This is a genomic window from Sphingobium sp. B11D3B (genome assembly GCF_025961735.1).
GTDB lineage: Bacteria > Pseudomonadota > Alphaproteobacteria > Sphingomonadales > Sphingomonadaceae > Sphingobium.
The window spans coordinates 1,968,079-1,985,088 of the sequence record NZ_JAOQOF010000001.1 but is presented as its reverse complement, the minus strand read 5'-3'; the positions used below and the strand labels follow the sequence as shown (position 1 = coordinate 1,985,088).

12 protein-coding genes are annotated in these 17,010 nt (G+C 66.3%); 7 read left to right on the top strand and 5 right to left on the bottom strand.

The features are described from left to right. Window positions 1-18 precede the first annotated feature (18 nt). Window positions 19-2,106 carry a TonB-dependent receptor plug domain-containing protein gene (locus tag M2333_RS09320; protein ID WP_264611570.1) on the bottom strand — a complete coding sequence of 696 codons (2,088 nt, stop codon included), beginning with the start codon at window positions 2,104-2,106 and terminating at the stop codon, window positions 19-21. A gap of 85 nt (window positions 2,107-2,191) precedes the next feature. Here M2333_RS09320 and M2333_RS09315 point away from each other — a divergent pair, with 85 nt between their 5' ends. Together M2333_RS09315 and M2333_RS09310 are read left to right on the top strand one after the other, a co-directional pair. Next, window positions 2,192-2,701, top strand: coding sequence for a homogentisate 1,2-dioxygenase (locus M2333_RS09315; protein WP_264611569.1), 510 nt, complete (start codon window positions 2,192-2,194; stop codon window positions 2,699-2,701). A gap of 95 nt (window positions 2,702-2,796) precedes the next feature. Continuing rightward, window positions 2,797-3,489 carry a VIT family protein gene (locus M2333_RS09310; RefSeq protein WP_264611568.1) on the top strand — a complete coding sequence of 231 codons (693 nt, stop codon included), beginning with the start codon at window positions 2,797-2,799 and terminating at the stop codon, window positions 3,487-3,489. Window positions 3,490-3,507: 18 nt separating this feature from the next. Here the strand turns inward: M2333_RS09310 and M2333_RS09305 are convergent, their stop codons facing one another. After that, window positions 3,508-4,281 (bottom strand): FadR/GntR family transcriptional regulator, encoded by a 774-nt coding sequence (locus tag M2333_RS09305; protein ID WP_264611567.1) that lies wholly within the window; start codon window positions 4,279-4,281, stop codon window positions 3,508-3,510. A gap of 153 nt (window positions 4,282-4,434) precedes the next feature. On the opposite strand from M2333_RS09305, the gene M2333_RS09300 reads away from it, so the two are divergent. From M2333_RS09300 to M2333_RS09290, 3 genes are read left to right on the top strand one after another with little or no spacing between them, the layout of a single operon-like run. Next, a complete protein-coding gene (locus tag M2333_RS09300) occupies window positions 4,435-5,772 on the top strand; it encodes a Rieske 2Fe-2S domain-containing protein (protein ID WP_264611566.1) in 1,338 nt (445 codons plus the stop codon). A gap of 9 nt (window positions 5,773-5,781) precedes the next feature. Next, on the top strand, window positions 5,782-6,990 hold the full coding sequence (locus M2333_RS09295; protein WP_264611565.1) for a pyridoxal-phosphate-dependent aminotransferase family protein: 1,209 nt from the start codon (window positions 5,782-5,784) through the stop codon (window positions 6,988-6,990). A 39-nt stretch (window positions 6,991-7,029) separates the two neighbouring features. Then, window positions 7,030-8,325, top strand: a complete 1,296-nt coding sequence (locus tag M2333_RS09290; protein WP_264611564.1) for an MFS transporter — start codon at window positions 7,030-7,032, stop codon at window positions 8,323-8,325. 459 nt (window positions 8,326-8,784) lie between these two features. Here M2333_RS09290 and M2333_RS09285 read toward each other — a convergent pair whose 3' ends face one another. Beyond that, window positions 8,785-10,242, bottom strand: a complete 1,458-nt coding sequence (locus M2333_RS09285; RefSeq protein ID WP_264611563.1) for an aldehyde dehydrogenase family protein — start codon at window positions 10,240-10,242, stop codon at window positions 8,785-8,787. Between the two features lie 89 nt (window positions 10,243-10,331). Here M2333_RS09285 and M2333_RS09280 point away from each other — a divergent pair, with 89 nt between their 5' ends. Beyond that, on the top strand, window positions 10,332-11,411 hold the full coding sequence (locus M2333_RS09280) for an aldo/keto reductase (RefSeq protein WP_264611562.1): 1,080 nt from the start codon (window positions 10,332-10,334) through the stop codon (window positions 11,409-11,411). A gap of 16 nt (window positions 11,412-11,427) precedes the next feature. Here M2333_RS09280 and M2333_RS09275 read toward each other — a convergent pair whose 3' ends face one another. Both M2333_RS09275 and M2333_RS09270 read right to left on the bottom strand, forming a co-directional pair. Beyond that, a complete protein-coding gene (locus M2333_RS09275; RefSeq protein ID WP_264611561.1) occupies window positions 11,428-12,558 on the bottom strand; it encodes an acyl-CoA dehydrogenase family protein in 1,131 nt (376 codons plus the stop codon). Further along, window positions 12,555-13,730, bottom strand: coding sequence for an acyl-CoA dehydrogenase family protein (locus M2333_RS09270; protein ID WP_264611560.1), 1,176 nt, complete (start codon window positions 13,728-13,730; stop codon window positions 12,555-12,557). The genes M2333_RS09275 and M2333_RS09270 overlap by 4 nt, the downstream gene beginning before the upstream one ends. Before the next feature lie 395 nt (window positions 13,731-14,125). On the opposite strand from M2333_RS09270, the gene M2333_RS09265 reads away from it, so the two are divergent. Beyond that, complete coding sequence (locus tag M2333_RS09265; RefSeq protein WP_264611559.1) at window positions 14,126-16,978, top strand: TonB-dependent receptor domain-containing protein; 2,853 nt, start codon at window positions 14,126-14,128, stop codon at window positions 16,976-16,978. The last annotated feature ends 32 nt before the right edge of the window (window positions 16,979-17,010 follow it).

The window sequence follows — 17,010 nt, the reverse complement described above, 5'->3', positions numbered from 1 at the left end:
TGTGGAGGGGCGGAGGCGTCAGTAGCGCGCGCTCAGGCTGAGGAACAGCGAGCGGCCCGGTTCGGGGAAACCATCGGTCAGCACGTAATCCCGGTCGAAGAGATTGCGACCGCCAACGCTGAGCGTGGCCTGCGGCGTCAGCGCATAATCGATGCTCAGCCCGGCCAGCACATAGCCGCCCGTCTTGTAATAGATGGGCGCGAGGCCGTTGGCGGAGGCCGGGGTGACGGTCGTGCGGCGCGAAGCAAAATCGAGGTTGGGCGTGACGCGCAGGGCAGGGACGGGCCGCCAGCCCAGATAAGCAAAGCCCTTGTGGCCCGGCACATCGGTGAGCTGGAACGGGCGGATCAGGCTGCCCGCCGGCGCCATGCCGACCGTGAAGTCCCGCTGGATGTAGGAATAATTGCCGCCCAGCTCGATCTGGTCGCTCAGCCTCACATCCACTGCGATCTCGCCGCCATAATAACGCGCCGATCCGTAATTCTCGCGGCGATTGAGGTTGGCCGGCGTGCGGACCGAGACCAGCGCGTCGCTCACCCAGCTGTGGAAGAGCGCTGCGCTGACATGCAGCGGCCCCAGCTGACGCGCGCCGCCGACCTCCAGCGTGGTCGCCCGTTCCGGGTTCAGGCCGGGATTGGGCTCGGCGGTGCCGAACTGGCTGCTGAACCGCTCGAACAGGGTCGGAAAGCGGGCGCGGGACGAGAGCGAAAGATGCGCCGCGCTGCCATGCTCGCCGCGCCAGTCCAGCCGCCCTTGCGCGTTCAGCGCATCGACGTTGCGCAGCGGAAAGCTGTAGAGCCGGTTGGCGCCGGTCTGCCCCTGCGGCACGCCATATTCCTCCGCCCGGTCGAGATCGCGCCAGTCATAGGAGGCACCCAGCGTCAGCGTCAGGGCGGGCAGCAAGGCGAAGCGGTTCTCCACCGCGATGCTCCAGTTGCGCTCGGCACTGATCTGCACCGGCTCGGCGATGCTGCCGGGGAGGCCCGGCCGGCTGGTCTGGGATTCGCTGTGCTCGTCATGCCGATAATGGAAGGCGAGGGTCAGGCGGTCGACGGGCAGCAGGTTCACGCCGAGCTCTGCCGATCCGCCATAGGCCGTGTCCGCATAAGGGCTGTCGAAGGACCGACCCAGCGTCTGGCTGGTCTGGCTGCGATTGTCCCAGGAGCGCAGCAGATTGTCGAAGCGGCTGTAATAGGCCCGCGTCTTGAGCGTCGCCTGATTGCTGAGCGCGGTGGTGGAGAGGAAGGCCAGCGTGTCGATGGTCCAATAGGGCCAGCTCCAGTTGCGCAGCGAGACATTGCTCGTGTCGCTCACATGCAGCGGCGCATTCTTGCTGCCTTCCTGCCGTGTGTAGCTCAGCACATATTCGTCGGTGGCGTTGGGGGTGACGCCCAGCTTGGCATTCACGCGCCAATCTGATGTGCGGGAGAAGTCGCGGGCGCCGCCGTCCTCGTTCGCGCTGACCGGGTGGAAACCACCGGCAAGCGTCCAGTGATCGGTGAAATTGCGGGCATAGCTTGCCTGCGCGTACCAATGGTCCTGCCGCGTGCCGAGCAAGGCGAAGACGCTGTAGCCACCATAGTCCGCATCGCGATCGAGATTGAGCGTGGCGCGCGCCTCGGCCTCCACAGCCTTGGTGGGCTTGCGCGTGACGAGATTGATCGCACCGCCCATGGCACCGGGACCATCCAGCACGGAAGCATAGGCCTTCGCGACCTGCACCTCGGCAATGTCCGGCGTGAGGAAGCGGCCGAAGTCCAGCCGATTGTCGGCCGGCAGATAGACGCGGATGCCATCAATCGACAGCGGCACCTGAAAGCGGTCGAAGCCGCGCACGAACACCAGCCGTTCGTTGCGCGAGCCGCCGCTATTGCCTGCCGCGACGCCCGGCAGGAGGTTGATCGCATCGTCGAGCTGCACGCGGTTGAAGCGGACCATGGCCTGCTGGCCGAGCGTGTCCGTGCCGAGCAGCCGGTCAGGTCCGGCGGGCGCCGTCACGATGATCTGGCCGAGGCCGAAACTGCCGGCCTCGCTCTCCGGCGCCTGAGCGCGGGCCATGCCGGACGTCACCAGAATTGCGGCGCCCAGCACCAGTGTCGCTCTCATCAATGGATCCCCTTTTCTTGTTCGTGATTCGATGTATATGCGCAAATACATCGAAAGAACCGACCGTCCAGAGGAGAAGCGGACAATGCGTGTGATGATGGCTCTCGCAATGGCGCTGGCACCGGTGTCCGTCGCCGCTCAGATGCCCGCTGCGGATGCGCCCACCTGCGCGGACGATGCGGCTCTGCCGCCTGAATTTGCTGCCTGGCGCAGCGCCGAGCGGGTTGCCAGCGCGACGGAAGCAGCCGTTCAGCTCAAGGCCGGCCAGGCCGTCGATCTTACCTTGTCGCCTGCGTCGTCTGTCACGTTCACTGCCGCGCCCGAGCGCGCGGCCAAGCCCGGCACCTACGCCGGGATGCTGGCGTTCGACGCCCCGCGCGAGGGCGTCTATCGCGTCGCCTTGGGCGCAGCGGCGTGGGTGGACATGGTGACTAACGGCGCGCGCGTGACCTCCCTCGCGCACGGCCATGGGCCGGCTTGCTCGGGCATCCGCAAGATCGTCGATTTCCGCCTCAAGGCGGGGCGCCACATCCTGCAGACTAGCGGCAGCGAGGCGCCCGTCATCAGAGTGATGATCGTCCCATCACCCGAATAAGATCGCGCCAGCCCTCCGCCCAAGAGCAGATTTCCCCAATCGCCGCGCAGGCCCGGTTCTGATAAAGTCGCGCCGAACTGTGAGGGGGATCATCCGTGAGGCCGCATCGGGAACATCATCTGGTCTCGCGCATCGGCTGGCTCCGCGCGGCGGTGCTGGGCGCCAATGACGGCATCGTGTCCACGGCCAGCCTCATCCTCGGCGTGGCGGCGTCAGGGGCGGATCGGTCGGCGCTGATCGTTGCGGGTGCTGCCGGTCTGGTGGCCGGGGCGATGTCGATGGCGGCCGGCGAATATGTCTCGGTCAGCTCGCAGTCCGACACCGAGCGCTCCGACCTCGCGCGCGAAACGCAGGAGCTGGCCATCGCGCCCGAAGCCGAGCTGCAGGAACTCACCGACATCTATGTCGCGCGCGGCGTCGACCCGGCGACGGCGCGGCGCGCGGCCGAGCAGATGATGGCCCATGATGCGCTCGGCGCTCATGCGCGTGACGAGCTGCACATTACCGAGACGACAGCGGCCCGCCCGGTGGTGGCAGCCTTCACCTCCGCCGCCACCTTCACGGCCGGCGCGGCGCTGCCGCTGGTGCTGGCGGCCGTGCTGCCGATGGACCGCATGGTGGTGGGCGAGGCGGCAGGATCGATCCTGTTCCTCGGCCTGCTCGGCGCCATTGGCGCGCGCGCTGGCGGGGCCAAACCCTGGCGGCCGGTGGCGCGGGTGGTCTTCTGGGGCGCGCTTGCCATGGCCCTGACAGCCGGGATCGGGCGGCTGGTCGGGACGAGCGTCTGAGCCGACGGCGTGGACCGCCTAGCTGGCGGGCGTCGCAATCCCCGCCTGATCGCTCAGCTCCTTGAGCCGGTAGAGCATCGACTTGCGCCGATCGAGCAGATGGAGGCGCATCGCCGTGAAGGCGCCCTCACTATCGCGCGCGGCGATCCGGTCGAAAATGCCCTGCAGCGACTTGTAGCCGATGCGGCTGTTGCGCGGCGAGGCTTCCAGCGCCGTGAACAGGTTGAGCAGCGCATGCTCCAGCGCATGCATGAGCGTCACCAGCGTGCGCGCGCCCGAAGCCTCCACGATGAAGCGGTGGAAGGCGAGGATGCGATCGACCGACTCCCGCCGCGGCAGGTCCGGCTCCATGATCCGCTCCAGCAGCAGCCGCAGCGCCTCGATCTGGTCGTCGGTGATCTTCTCGGCAGCCAGCTCTGCGGCGCGGCATTCGATGCCGATGCGGGCATCGAAAATCTCCTCGGCCGTCACCTGCACGAGCATGAACTGCACCGCCAGCGCCGTCGCGAACTGGTCGGGCTTGCCCTCGGCGATAGTGGCCCCGCCGCCCGCGCCGGTCTTGATCGTGACCACCCCCAGCGCCTCCAGCCGGCCCAGCGCCTCGCGGATCGGCACGCGGCTGGTCTGGAAGGTCTCGGTCAGCTGCGCCTCGGTACCCAGGAACTGGCCGGGCTTGAACTGGCCGGCAAACAGCGCGTCGATCACCTGCGTGACGATGCGCGAGGCGAGCGACTGGCTGCGCACGGAACTGAAAACGGTGTCGGATTCGGCCAAGGGAACAGGCTTTCTCATGTTGGCATCGTCCGCGCGGGGCGGGCGATCGGTCATTCTATATGATGATTTCAATCCTGCCCCGCCCGGCATTGCTTGACAAGCCACGCCGCATCGGATGAAAAAGAATAACTATATTATAGTTTGATTCATTCAAGTGTGGGGGAGGGCGGAATGTCGCCGGAAGACAATGCCTTGCTGACCCAGACCGGCCCCGGCACCCCCATGGGCGCGTTGATGCGGGAATATTGGATCCCCGCTTTCATGCCGGACGAAGTCAAGGCTGGCGGCGCGCCGCTGCGGCTCCGCCTGCTCGGCGAGAACTTCCTTGCCTTCCGCTCGCCCGATGGCTCGCTTGGCGTGGTCGATCATCGCTGCGCCCATCGCTGCGCGTCGCTGTTCTACGGGCGCAATGAGGAGGGCGGCATCCGCTGCGTCTATCATGGCTGGAAGTTCGATCGGAATGGCCAGTGCATCGAGATGCCCAGCGAGCCGCCGGAGACCGACTATAAGGACAAGGTGAAGATCCGCGCGCTGCCCGTGGTCGAGCGCTACGGCGTCGCCTGGGTCTATATGGGTACCCGCGCCGAGCCACCCGCGCTGCCGCATTTCGACTGGGACGAGGTGGAGGCGGGGCAGCCGCTCACCGTCACCTTCATGATGCGCGAGTGCAACTGGCTGCAGGCGCTGGAGGGGGATATCGACACCTGCCATGTCGGCTTCCTGCATCTGGGCGCGGCGACGCCGGACCAGTTCGAGGAAGGCTCGATCAATTATTACAGGCAGATGCGCGAGAATCTTGCGCCCAAATATGAGGCGCTGGAGACCGATTACGGCACCATGTATTGCGCCTACCGCCCCGCCGGGGACAATCTCTATCACCGCATCGGCCAGTTCGCTTTGCCCTTCTGGACCATGGCGCCCTCCGAGCCGCTCGACCATATCCGCGCCCGCGCCTGGGTGCCGCTGGATGACCATCATGCCATGCTCGTCACCATCGGCGGTCCGCGCACCGGCGCGACGACGCTCACCAAGGCGGGCAAGCCGATCCCCGGCACCACCTCGCCGATCAATTTCCTGCCTAACACCACCGACTGGCTCGGTCGCTTCCGCATCGATGCCAATCCGCGCAACGATCATCTGATCTCGCGCGAGGCGCAGTCGACACAGAGCTACAGCGGCATCGAGGCGATCCCGGTGCAGGATCAGGCGGTCACCGAGAGCATGGGGCCGGTGGTGGACCGCACCATGGAGCATCTGGGCACCAGCGACCGGATGATCGTGCTCACTCGCCGGCGGCTCAAATGGGCCGCGACGGCGTTGCGGGACGACGGGGTGGTGCCGCCGGGCGTCGATAATCCCGCCTGCTACCATAATGTCCGCGCCGGCTACGCGCTGCTCCCACCCGAGCAGGATTGGCTCGATTTCTACAATGCGCGCCGCGCGGTCTGGAGCAGGGGGACTGCCGAGCCGGTGGACCGCAAGCGCCGCCTCGCGCCCGCGCCAGCCTGAGGACCGTTCATGTCTGCCACGTCTTCCCATCGCCCCGGCGCGCACTTCCTGCAACTGCCCGGTCCCACGACCACGCCGCAACGGGTGATGGAGGCGATTGCGCGCCCGACCATCAACCATCGCGGGCCTGACTTCCGTGATCTCACGGTCGAGGTGCTGGACGGGATAAAGGGCATCTTCAAGACCGCCGGCCCGGTCATCATCTACCCCTCGTCGGGCACCGGCGCGTGGGAAGCGGCGCTGGTCAACGCGCTCTCGCCGGGCGACGCGGTGCTGATGTACGAGACCGGCTGGTTCGCGACGCTCTGGTGCCGCCTCGCCCGCAAGATCGGCCTGGAGCCCGAGCTGATCCCCGGCGACTGGCGCACCCCGGTCGATGCCGCGGCCATCGGCGAGCGGCTGCGCGCGGACAAGGCCCATCGCATCAAGGCGGTCTGCGTGGTCCATAACGAGACCTCCACCGGTGTGACCTCAGACATCGCCGCCGTGCGCCGCGCCATCGATGAAGCGGGGCATCCGGCGCTGCTGATGGCCGATCTGGTCTCGTCGCTGGCGTCGGTGGATTATCAGCATGATGTCTGGGGCGTGGATGTGGCGGTCGGCGGCTCGCAAAAGGGGCTGATGCTGCCGCCGGGTCTCTCCTTCAATGCCCTGTCGCCAAAGGCCATCGCGGCGTCGAAATCGGCCGGGATGAGGCGCTCCTATTGGGATTGGGACGAGATGCTCGAGGCCAATGCCCGGGGCTTTTTCCCCTACACCCCGGCCATCAATCTGCTGCAGGGGCTGCGCGAGGCCATTGCCATGATGCAGGAGGAAGGGCTGGACGCCGTCTTCGCGCGGCATCAGCGGGCGGCGCAGGCGACGCGTGCGGCAGTCGCCCAATGGGGCTTCGAGACGCAATGCCGCGATGCCGCCGCCCATTCGCCGGTGCTCACCGCCGTGCCGATGCCGGACGGCCTCTCCGCCGATGCGGTGCGCGAGGCGGCGCTGGAGCGCTGCAACATGAGCCTCGGCAATGGCCTTGGCCAGCTCGATGACCGGGTGTTCCGCATCGGCCATCTCGGCGACTTCAGCGACGCGCTGGTGCTCGGCACCATCGCCGCGACGGAAGCCGCGCTGGCCTTCGCGGGCGTCCCCTATCGGGCTGGCGGAACGGAAGCGGCCATTGCCGTGCTGACCGGTCAGGCGCAGCGCGGCGCGCCCGGCCTCGCCGCCTGATCGGGCGAGGGCGGCAAGAGACAGGACGGGAGCGAGAGCATGGCAGGTCGAGCGAGCCTTACGGACAAGATCGCCATCATCCGCGCGACCTGGCGCTATCCGGGCTGGGGCGTGGTCGCCAAGGCGTTCTTCATCTTCCTCATCGCCTTCGGCGCGCCGCTGACCATGCCGTTCGTCTATCCCGAGGTCATGAAGGAGTTCGGCTGGACGCTCACCCAGGCCACGCTCATCTATACCTATAAGAGCCTCACCGGCGCGATCATGGCGATCTTCATCATCGGCCCGCTGGTCGAGCGGATCGGCCTCAAGCTGGTGCTGGTCGGCGCCATGGCGGCCGAAGCCATCGGGCTGGCGGGCTTCCTGTTCGTCCACTCGCTGTGGAGCTATTATGTCGTCGGCTTCATGATCGGCATCGGCCAGGGCGCCGTGATCATTTCGCTGCGGCTGCTGGTCTCGCGCTGGTTTATGCGCAATGTCGGGCTGGCGACGGGCGTGGCGGTGATCGGCACCAGCTTCGGCGGCGTGCTGTTCCCGCTGATGACCAGCCAGCTCATTCCGCTTTATGGTTGGCGCGTCGCCTTTGCCTGTCTGAGCATCGGCATCTTCTGCATTTCGATTCCGCTCGCGCTGTCGGTGCGGTTCAACCCCAGCGAAGCGGATGTGCTGCCCGAGGCAGTGCGGACGAGCGAGCAGGTCAGCAGCGCCCGGCTGCGCGCGGCCGATCTCGGCATCAGCTTCCGCACCATGCTGCGCCAGCACGCCTTCTGGCTGATCGCGCTGGCGACGTTCCTCTCGGCGTTGATCGATCAGGCGCTCTTCCAGCACAGCATCTATTACCTCACCAACGAGATTGGCCTTTCCCGCACCGTCGCGGCCTCGGCCTGGTCGCTCACCTTCCTCATCGGCATCGGCGCCAAGTTCGTCGCGGGCATGACGTTCGATCGCTTTTCGGTGAAGGGCGTGGCCGGCTGGAACTTGCTGCTCGGCCTCGCCATCCTGCTGGCGCTGCCGGTGCAGGGCCTGTTCACCGCGCTGGTCTTCACCGCCGTGCTGGGCGTAGCGCATGGCGGCCTGACCGTGGATGGCCCGGTGGTCGCCAAGCATGTCTATGGCCCCGGCCTCATGAACCGCCTGCTGCCTGTGCTCGCCGGCTTCAACACCATGGGCTCGGCCTTCGGGCCGGTCGTGCTGGCGAACCTGTACGATCGCACCGGCACCTATCTGGTCGGCTTTGGCGTGTTCATCGCCCTGACGATCGTCGCCGCACTGCTGATGGCGCGCGTCACCCCGGCCTATCTGCTGCGGATCAGGGCACTGCAGGATAATGCCGCTTAATCAGCAGTGTGCCCAAGCAGATCGTCAGAAAAGCATCCGTATCGCGGTTCGAGTGTTATAAGCGTTATAATTTCGATGCTTACCCGGAATGAGGGCCTCATGATCACGGCTTTTGCCACATTGCTCCTGACCGCGGCAGCGCCTGCTCCTGCTCAGCCGCGCTGCTCCTCGTTCGCAACCCTGTCAGCAGCAGACCAACAGCAATATGGCTCGCGCTATCGTTTCCGGGTGCGCACAAAAGGCAAAGCGGTGGCGGAGCAGTGGGTCCGGACGTCAGTGTGCCCGGAGGCACGGGCTGCATTACGAGAAAAGCGACGCGCGCCGCTGCTTAACAAGCACGGTCAGCCTTGCACCAAGACGCGGACTGAGATGCGCCCGATCACGAGTGACGGAAGCATGACGATGATACCGCGCCAAGTCTGCATCGATTAGGCAGGCGGAGCGACCGAGGGATGCACCTCATGCCAGCGGAATCGTGACCGCCTGCATTTCCATATAGGACTGCATCCCCGCGACGCCTTGTTCCCGCCCATAGCCCGAGTGCTTGGCGCCACCGAACGGCACGTCGCGGCCATTGCCGCCGTGTCGGTTGACCCAGACCATCCCGGCCTCAAGCTGCCGGGCAATCGCGCCGCCGCCGTCTGTGTCCGCCGTCCACACCGATGCGCCGAGGCCGAATTCGGTGGCGTTGGCGCGGCGGATGACGTCCTCGATCTCGTCGAAAGCCAGCACCGGCAACACCGGGCCGAACTGCTCTTCGCGCACCAGCGGCGCCGCGTCATCCAGTCCGGCGACCACCGTCGGCATGACGAAATAGCCCGGGCCGGGCAGGCGCTTGCCACCGGTGAGGATCTGCGCGCCCGGGGTTGCCCGCACGTCGTCGAGCAGCGCCAGCACCTTCTCGAACTGCATCCGGTTCTGGATCGGCCCCATCTGGCTCTGCGGATCGGTGCCCGGCCCCACACGGATCGCGGCCGCCCGGCGGGCCAGCGCCTCGACCATCGCCGGGTAGAGCGCGCGATGCACGAACACCCGCTTGATCGCCATGCAGACCTGCCCGCAATTGGCAAAGGCGCTGCGGGCAATGCCCTCGGCGGTGGCTTCCACATCCGCATCGGGCAGGACAATGGCGGGATCGTTGCCGCCCAGTTCCAGCGTGATGCGCTTGAAAGTGCCCGCCGCGCTCGCCATCACATGCCGGCCGGTCGCCACCGATCCGGTGAAGCTGATCTTGTCCACATCCGGATGCGTGGTCAGCCATACGCCCAGATCATTGCCGCCGCTCAGGATGTTGACCGTGCCCGGCGGCACGATGTCGGCAATCGCCTGGCCGATGGCGAGCGTGGAGAGCGGCGTGAGCGGAGAGGGCTTCAGCACGATGCAATTGCCGGTGTAGAGCGCCTGCGCGATCTTCACGGTGGCCAGCATCACCGGTACGTTCCACGGCGTGATGCCGCCCACCACGCCGAGCGGCCGATAGCGGATTTCCACCCGCTCGCGCGCATCTTCGCGCAGCACGCCGCCGGCGACATCGAAAGCACTCAACGCCTCGATATGATCGGCCGCACGGCGCACCTCGCCAATGGCGTCGCGCAACGGTTTGCCCTGTTCGGCGGTGAGCAGCGCGCCCAGCGGATCGGCGACTTCGCGCAGACGCGCCGCGATCTTGTGGATGACGGCGCGCCGCTCGGTCACATCGCGGGCGGACCAACCGGGGAAGGCACGGCGCGCGGCGGCGACGGCCCGGTCGAGATCGTCCCGCTGCGCGTCCGGTGCCTGCGCAAAGGCAGTGCCGGTCGCGGGATCGATCACCGGCATGAACGCATCTCCCGCCACGATCTCCCCGTCGATCAGCATGCCGGCGGCAAGCTCGGGCGAGTCAAGCATGGGCTTTTGCGCGGTCAGACGATCGTTCATGTTGCTTTTGGTCTCCGCTTGGCTCACATCCGGCGATACGCCATAAAGATAATATAGTAGTATAGTTTGAGCAATCGGGAAGGGGTGGAATGTTTGACGATTTCGTGACCTTGGGACGGTCCGGCCTGCGCGTGAGCCGTTACGCGCTCGGCACCTTCAACTTCGGCGGCGCGCAACCCTGGAGTCTGGACGCCACCGCCGCCGGGCGCCTCATCGCGCAATATCGCGACCTCGGCGGCAACTTCCTCGATTGCGCGAACAGCTATGGCGGCGGCGAGTCCGAGACGATCCTCGGTGATTATCTCGCTGGCGAGCCCGGCCTGCGCGACCGGTTGGTGATCGCCACCAAATTCGGCTCGAATGTCCGCGATGGCGATCCCAATGCCGGCGGGGGCGGGCGCAAGTCCATCCTGCAAAGTGTCGAAGCCTCGCTGCGCAAGCTCAAGACCGACCGGGTCGACCTGCTCTGGATGCACATTGTCGATCCGCTGACGCCGATGGACGAGACGATGCGCGCGCTCGATGATCTGGTGCGGGCGGGCAAGGTGCTGCATGTCGGCCTCTCCAACATTCCGGCGTGGAAAGTAGCCGAGGCGCACTGGCTGGCGCAGTGGCGCAATCTGGTGCCGGTGATTGGCCTGCAGCTGCAATATTCGCTGATGGAGCGGAATATCGAGGTCGAGCATGTGCCGCTCGCCCGGGCCTATGGCATGGGCATCGCGGCATGGTCGCCGCTCAAGAGCGGGGCGCTGAGCGGCCGCTATCGGCGCGGCGATGCCAGCAATCATGATGCCGAAGGGCGTGGCTCGTTCCTCGCCCGCATTCTGGACGAGAAGGCCGAGCGCGTGCTGGACGTGGTGCTGCAGGTCGCGGAGCGCCACGGCGCCAGTCCCGCGCAGATCGCGCTGGCCTGGCTGCAGGCGCAACCCTGGGTCGCGACGATCCTGCTGGGCGCCAACGATGCCGACCAGCTTGTCGAGAATGCCGCAGCGAGCCGCCTCACCCTGTCGGCCGAGGATCTGGCGGCGCTCGATGCCGCCGGGCCTCCCGCGCTGACCTATCCCGCCGACTTTGCCCGGCGTGCCACGGGCTCGATCAGTGGCGGCACCCGCATCAACGGTATCGCGCCCCCCACCGGCGGCGGCTCGCCGAGCCAGAGCCGGCGGTAAGGGTTTAAGCGAGCGCTTAAAGGGCCAGCGCCGCGTAGCGCTCGAGATGGGCGTCGCGGTCGCCATGGGAGAGCTCGAACAGCCCTAGCCGGGCGAACAGATGTGCGGCCGGATATTCCTGCACCAGTCCCATGCCGCCATGGAGTTGCACGCACTGCTCGCCGATGAAGCGGGCCGACTCGCCGACCTTCACTTTCGCCGCCGAGACGGCGCGAGCGCGTGCCGCTTGGTCGTCCGCCTCGCAGTCGGCGATGGCGGCGGCCGCAATTGGCGCGGCAAGCTCCTGCGCGATGGCCATGTCGACCAGGCGATGCTGGAGCACCTGAAAGGCATCCAGCGGGCGACCGAATTGCCGGCGGGTGTGGGTATGCTCGCGAGCGAGGGCATTCGCCGCCCGCAAGGCGCCAACGGCATCCGCGCAGGCGAGGGCGGTGGCTTCATCGAGCGCGCGGGCCAGTGCCGCCTCGGCGCCCGGCATCCGCGCGGCGGTGGGGACGATGACGTCATCCAGCAAGAGGTCGGCGGCACCGGTCCAGTCGAAGCAGCGGGTCGGGCGAACGGCCAGATCCGCCGCCGGGACGAGAAACAGCGCCACACCCCCGGCCGTGTTCGCCGAAATGATGAACAGGTCTGCGCTATCCCCGCCCGCCACGGCAACCTTGCGCCCCGAGAGGCGCCAGCCATGCGGATCGGGCGTGGCGTGGGCGGTGATCGGCCGGCCATAGCCGCCATCGGCTTCCTCATGCGCCAGCACGATGCGCACCGCGCCGGTGCAGATGGCGGGCAGCCATGCCGCCTGCTGGTCCTCGCTGCCGGCCGCCGCCAACAGCCGCGCGCCGATCATCACCGCCGCATAGGGCTCCAGCACCATCGCGCCGCCCATCGTCTCGACCACCATGGCCAGATCGCCGAGCGAACCGGGGAAGCCGCCATGACTCTCCGGCAGGGTCAGGGCGAGCAGGCCAAGCTCGGCATAAGCCGCCCAGGCCGCCCGCGATTCCCGCGCGGCGCTCTCATGCGCATCGCGGCGTTGCTCGAAGCTGTAATAGCGGGCGAGGACTGTTTCGAGTGAGTTGCGCAGCAGGTCGCGAATGTTCGTCTCTTCGGCACCGCTTGCCGGCGTGGCGTCCATTACGGTCGTGTTCATCGGGCTGCCCCCAGGCCAAGCGTTTTGGCGATGATGTTGCGCTGGATTTCGTTCGAGCCGCCATAGATGCTGACGACGCGCGTATCGAAATGGCTCTTGAACAGGCGCCCGAGCCAGGGCTTGCCCGCATCGCCAGCATCCATGGCGGCGTCGGGGGCGAATGGCGCGGCGCTGCGGCCCGCCACTTCGACCAGCAGGCGGGTCAGTCGCTGCTGAAGCTCCGATCCCTTGATCTTGAGCATATTGGCCTCGATCCCCGGGGCGACTCCGGCCCGGGCGCGGTCCAGCATGGCGGTGGCCATGGCCTCCAGCGCATCCAGCTCGATGGCCGCCTCGGCGATGCGCGCGCGGACATGCGGCACGCCGGCCAGTCCCTGGTCGGCCGCGATCTGCTTCAGCCGCGCCAGCTGGCGGCGGTTGAGGCCGATGCGCGCGATCGACAGCCGCTCATTGCCGAGTACCACGCGCGAATAGGTCCAGCCCTTGTGCGGCTCGCCCACCAGATTTTCGGCGGGCACCCGCACAGTGTCGAAGAACACCTCGTTGGTGGTGTGGGCGCCGTTGAGCAGGATGATCGGGCGGATGTCGATGCCCGGCGTCTTGAGGTCGATGAGCAGCATGGAGATGCCCATTTGCGGCTTGGGCGCATCGGGATCGGTGCGGACAAGCGCGAACATCATGGTCGATTCATGCGCCATGGTCGTCCACATCTTCTGCCCATTGACCACCCAATGGTCGCCGTCCCGCACGGCGCGAGTCTTGAGCGAGGCGAGGTCCGAGCCCGCACCCGGTTCGGAGAAGCCCTGGCACCAGATGTCTTCGCCGGAGAGGATGCGCGGCAGATAATGGGCCTTCTGCTCCGGCGTGCCATAATGCATCAGCGTCGGGCCGAGCATCTTGAGGCCGAAGGAGCCGAGGTCCGGCGCCCCTTCCTCGGCCAGCGTCTCGGAGAAAATATAGGTCTGGACCGGGCTCCAGCCGGTGCCGCCATGCTCCACCGGCCAGTGCGGCGCCGCCCAGCCGCGCGCGTGCAGCGCCTTGTGCCAGGCGAGCCGCTCCGCTGCGGTGATGCCGACCGCGTTGGTCACTTTCTCGCGCACATTCGCCGGGCATTGCGCGCGCACGAATGCGCGGACCTCTTCGGCAAAAGCCTGCTCGCTTTGCGTGTACATGCCTGTCCTCTCCTTCTCCTTCCCATCATCGCGCGCTCGCAGATAATATCAAGTAGCTTTATATAAAGCGGCTGGAGAATGTTGTTGTCATTAGCATCGATTTGCGCAACAATTGAGTCGTCACCGGATCGGGGCAGAGGGCTGCGCGGTTTGCATCGAGGGCGCCGTCGGCAAGCCTTGGTTTCCGGGGCATTGGGCCGTCATCCACGCACCTGTTAAAACCCGGCGACCTCAAAAGATAATATAGTATCATTGTTGTTGACACAGCCTTTATGACGCTTAGTCTCGGGCACAATGAAAAGCCGGCAGGCGCAAACCTGCGGCAACAAATAGGAGGGGATATGTCTCGTCGAACATGGTTGCTCGCGTCTGCTGCCGCTTGCACAGCTGTCGCCATGGGGTCTGCCCCGGCGCTCGCGCAGGATGGGCCGGCGCCCCAGGCGCAGGATAACGATGCGCAGGTGCGCGATATCATCATCACCGGCTCGCGCGTGAAGCGCGATGGCTTCCAGGCACCCACGCCGCTGGTCGTCGTCACCTCGGAGGCAATCGCCGAGCGCGGCGCGGCGAATGTGGGCGACTATCTCAATGAGGTGCCGTCCTTCCGCCCGAGCGTCAGCAACCAGACGAACACCCAGTCGTCCAACCTCTCCGGCGCGACCTTCGCCGACCTGCGCGCGCTGGGGAACATCCGTACGCTGGTGCTGGTGGATGGCCGCCGCCATGTGCCGACTGTGCCGACCGGGCAGGTTGACCTCAACCTGATGCCGACGGTGCTGATCGACCGGATCGACGTCGTCACTGGTGGCGCCTCCGCCGCTTATGGGTCGGATGCCATTTCCGGCGTCGTCAACGTTATCATGAACAACCGCCTGACCGGCCTGAAGGGCGATCTTTCCCTGGGTCTTTCCGAAGAAGGCGATAATTTCGAGCGCCGCGTGGGCCTCGCATTCGGCAGCCCCTTCGCGGACGGGCGCGGGCATTTCACCATCGGCGGCGAATATGTGAAGTCCGATGGAATCGGCAGCTTCGATGATCGCGCCTGGGGCCGTCGCTACGAGGAATCCGTCTCCTTCGCGGCCAACCGTCCGGCCGGCGTGCCTTCCCGCTCATTCGAGAGCGGCGTGCGCTTCGTCAACTCGCTCATCGGCGGCGTCATTCTCGGCAACAATGCCGATACGAACCCGGCCAATGGCGTCGATGCCCTGCGCGGCATCTGGTTCCCGGCGCCCGGTCAGGTCGGCACGTTCACTTATGGCAATGAGAGCGGCGGCTCATCCTACAACATGTCCAGCTCGCAGGGCACGCCGCCCCGTCTCGGACATACGCTGGTGCTGCCGATCGACCGTTATGTCGTGCGGGCGAACCTCAATTATGAGCTGAGCGACTCCGTCGGCATGTTCGTCGAAGGGAGCTATGGCCGGTCCGGGTCCGATTATTCCGGCCCGATGCCGCGTGACACCGCGGTCAGCGGTCCGCGTGCGGTGGTGATCCAGCGGGATAACTATTTCCTGCCGGCGCAGGTGGCGACGATCATGGACGCGAACAATATCACGTCCTTCGTCATGGGTCGGTCCAACCCCGACTTCTCGTCCACCCAGATCGTCAACTTCAACAGCACCTATCGCATCGTCGGCGGGCTGAACGGCAACATCAGCGGATGGAACTGGGACGCTTACGTCCAATATGGCCAGAACAAGCTGGAATCGCAGATCCGCAACATGCGCATCCAGCAGAACTTCATCTGGGCGCTGGATGCGATCCAGCTTCCCAATGGTCAGATTGTCTGCCGCAACACCGTCGCGCGGGCGCAGGGCTGCCAGCCACTCAACCTGTTCGGCGCCGGCGCGATGTCGCAAGAGGCGATCAACTATGTGAACGGCACGCAGTTCCAGTCGATCACGACCAGCCAGTTCGTGGGCGCCGCCAATATCAGCGGCGAGCCCTTCTCGACCTGGGCGGGGCCAGTCTCGCTCGCGGTCGGCGGTGAATATCGGCGGGACAGCGCCGAAAGCGTCGTGGATTCGCTCGCGGCCGCCGGGGCGTACAACTTCTCGAACCCCAAGCCCTATGAAGGCGCGTTCACGACCAAGGAAGCCTATGCCGAGGTCGTGGTGCCGCTGGCCCGCGATGTGCCCTTCTTCAAGTCGTTCGATCTCAACGGCGCGATCCGGCACACCAATTATGAGGTGTCGGGCGGCGTCACGACGTGGAAGATCGGCGCGACCTGGGATGTGGTCGATGGCGTCCGCCTGCGCACGACGCGCTCGCGGGATATCCGTGCACCCAATGCGGCGGAGCTGTTCTCGGTAACGTCCACCCAGTCGACCCTGCGCAATCCGTTCAATGGTGTGTCGCGGTCCTACACGGTGGTCTTCGCGCCCAGCGAGACGCTGGCGCCGGAGAAGGCGAACACCTTCACGGTCGGTGCGGTGTTCACGCCCACCTTCCTGCCCGGCTTCTCGGCCTCGGTCGATTTCTACAATATCAAGATCGACGGGGCGATCGCGAGCTTCCCGGCGCAGCAGATCATCGACAATTGCTATGCCGAGATCCAGGGCGGCACGCCGGGGGCCTTCTGCGCCACCACCTCGCTATCCGGCACCGGCACGAGCACGGAAATCAACTCCGTGACCGTCCAGTTGCTCAACCTTGCCTCGCTGGAAACGCGCGGCGTGGACTTCGAGATGGTCTATCGCTTCAATGCCGGGCCGGGCCGGGTCACGACGCGCCTGTTCGGCACCTATGTCGCTGACCTGATTTCCGACGACGGGCTGGGCGTTGCACCGACCTATAATGCCGCCGGGATCATCCAGACGCGCGGCAGCCGCATCGACCGCGCGGGGCAGTTGGGCGGGTTCACCTCCGGCCTCAACACCGGCGCGACCAGCGTGCCGCATTGGCAGCTCAATGCCAGCCTGGGCTACGAGACGGAGAAGTGGGGCACCACGCTCAACGCGCGCTGGATCGACAAGGGCATTGTGGACGCTACGCTCGTCCAGCCGGGCGACCCGGACTATAATGCGGCTTCACCGATTTCGGTGGGCAATATGAACGTCGCCTCGCGGCTGTATCTGAACTGGACCGGCAACGTCACGCTCATGCAGCGGGGCGACAAGAAGGTGCAGCTCTACGCCGTGGTCAACAATCTGCTGAACAAGGAACCGCCGTTCCCCAGCACGCAGGTGGCCGGCTTCTACGACCGCATCGGCCGCGCCTACAAGGTTGGCGTCCGCTTCGCCTTCTGACCGTTCGGTCCGTGGCCGGGAGCAGCATCCCG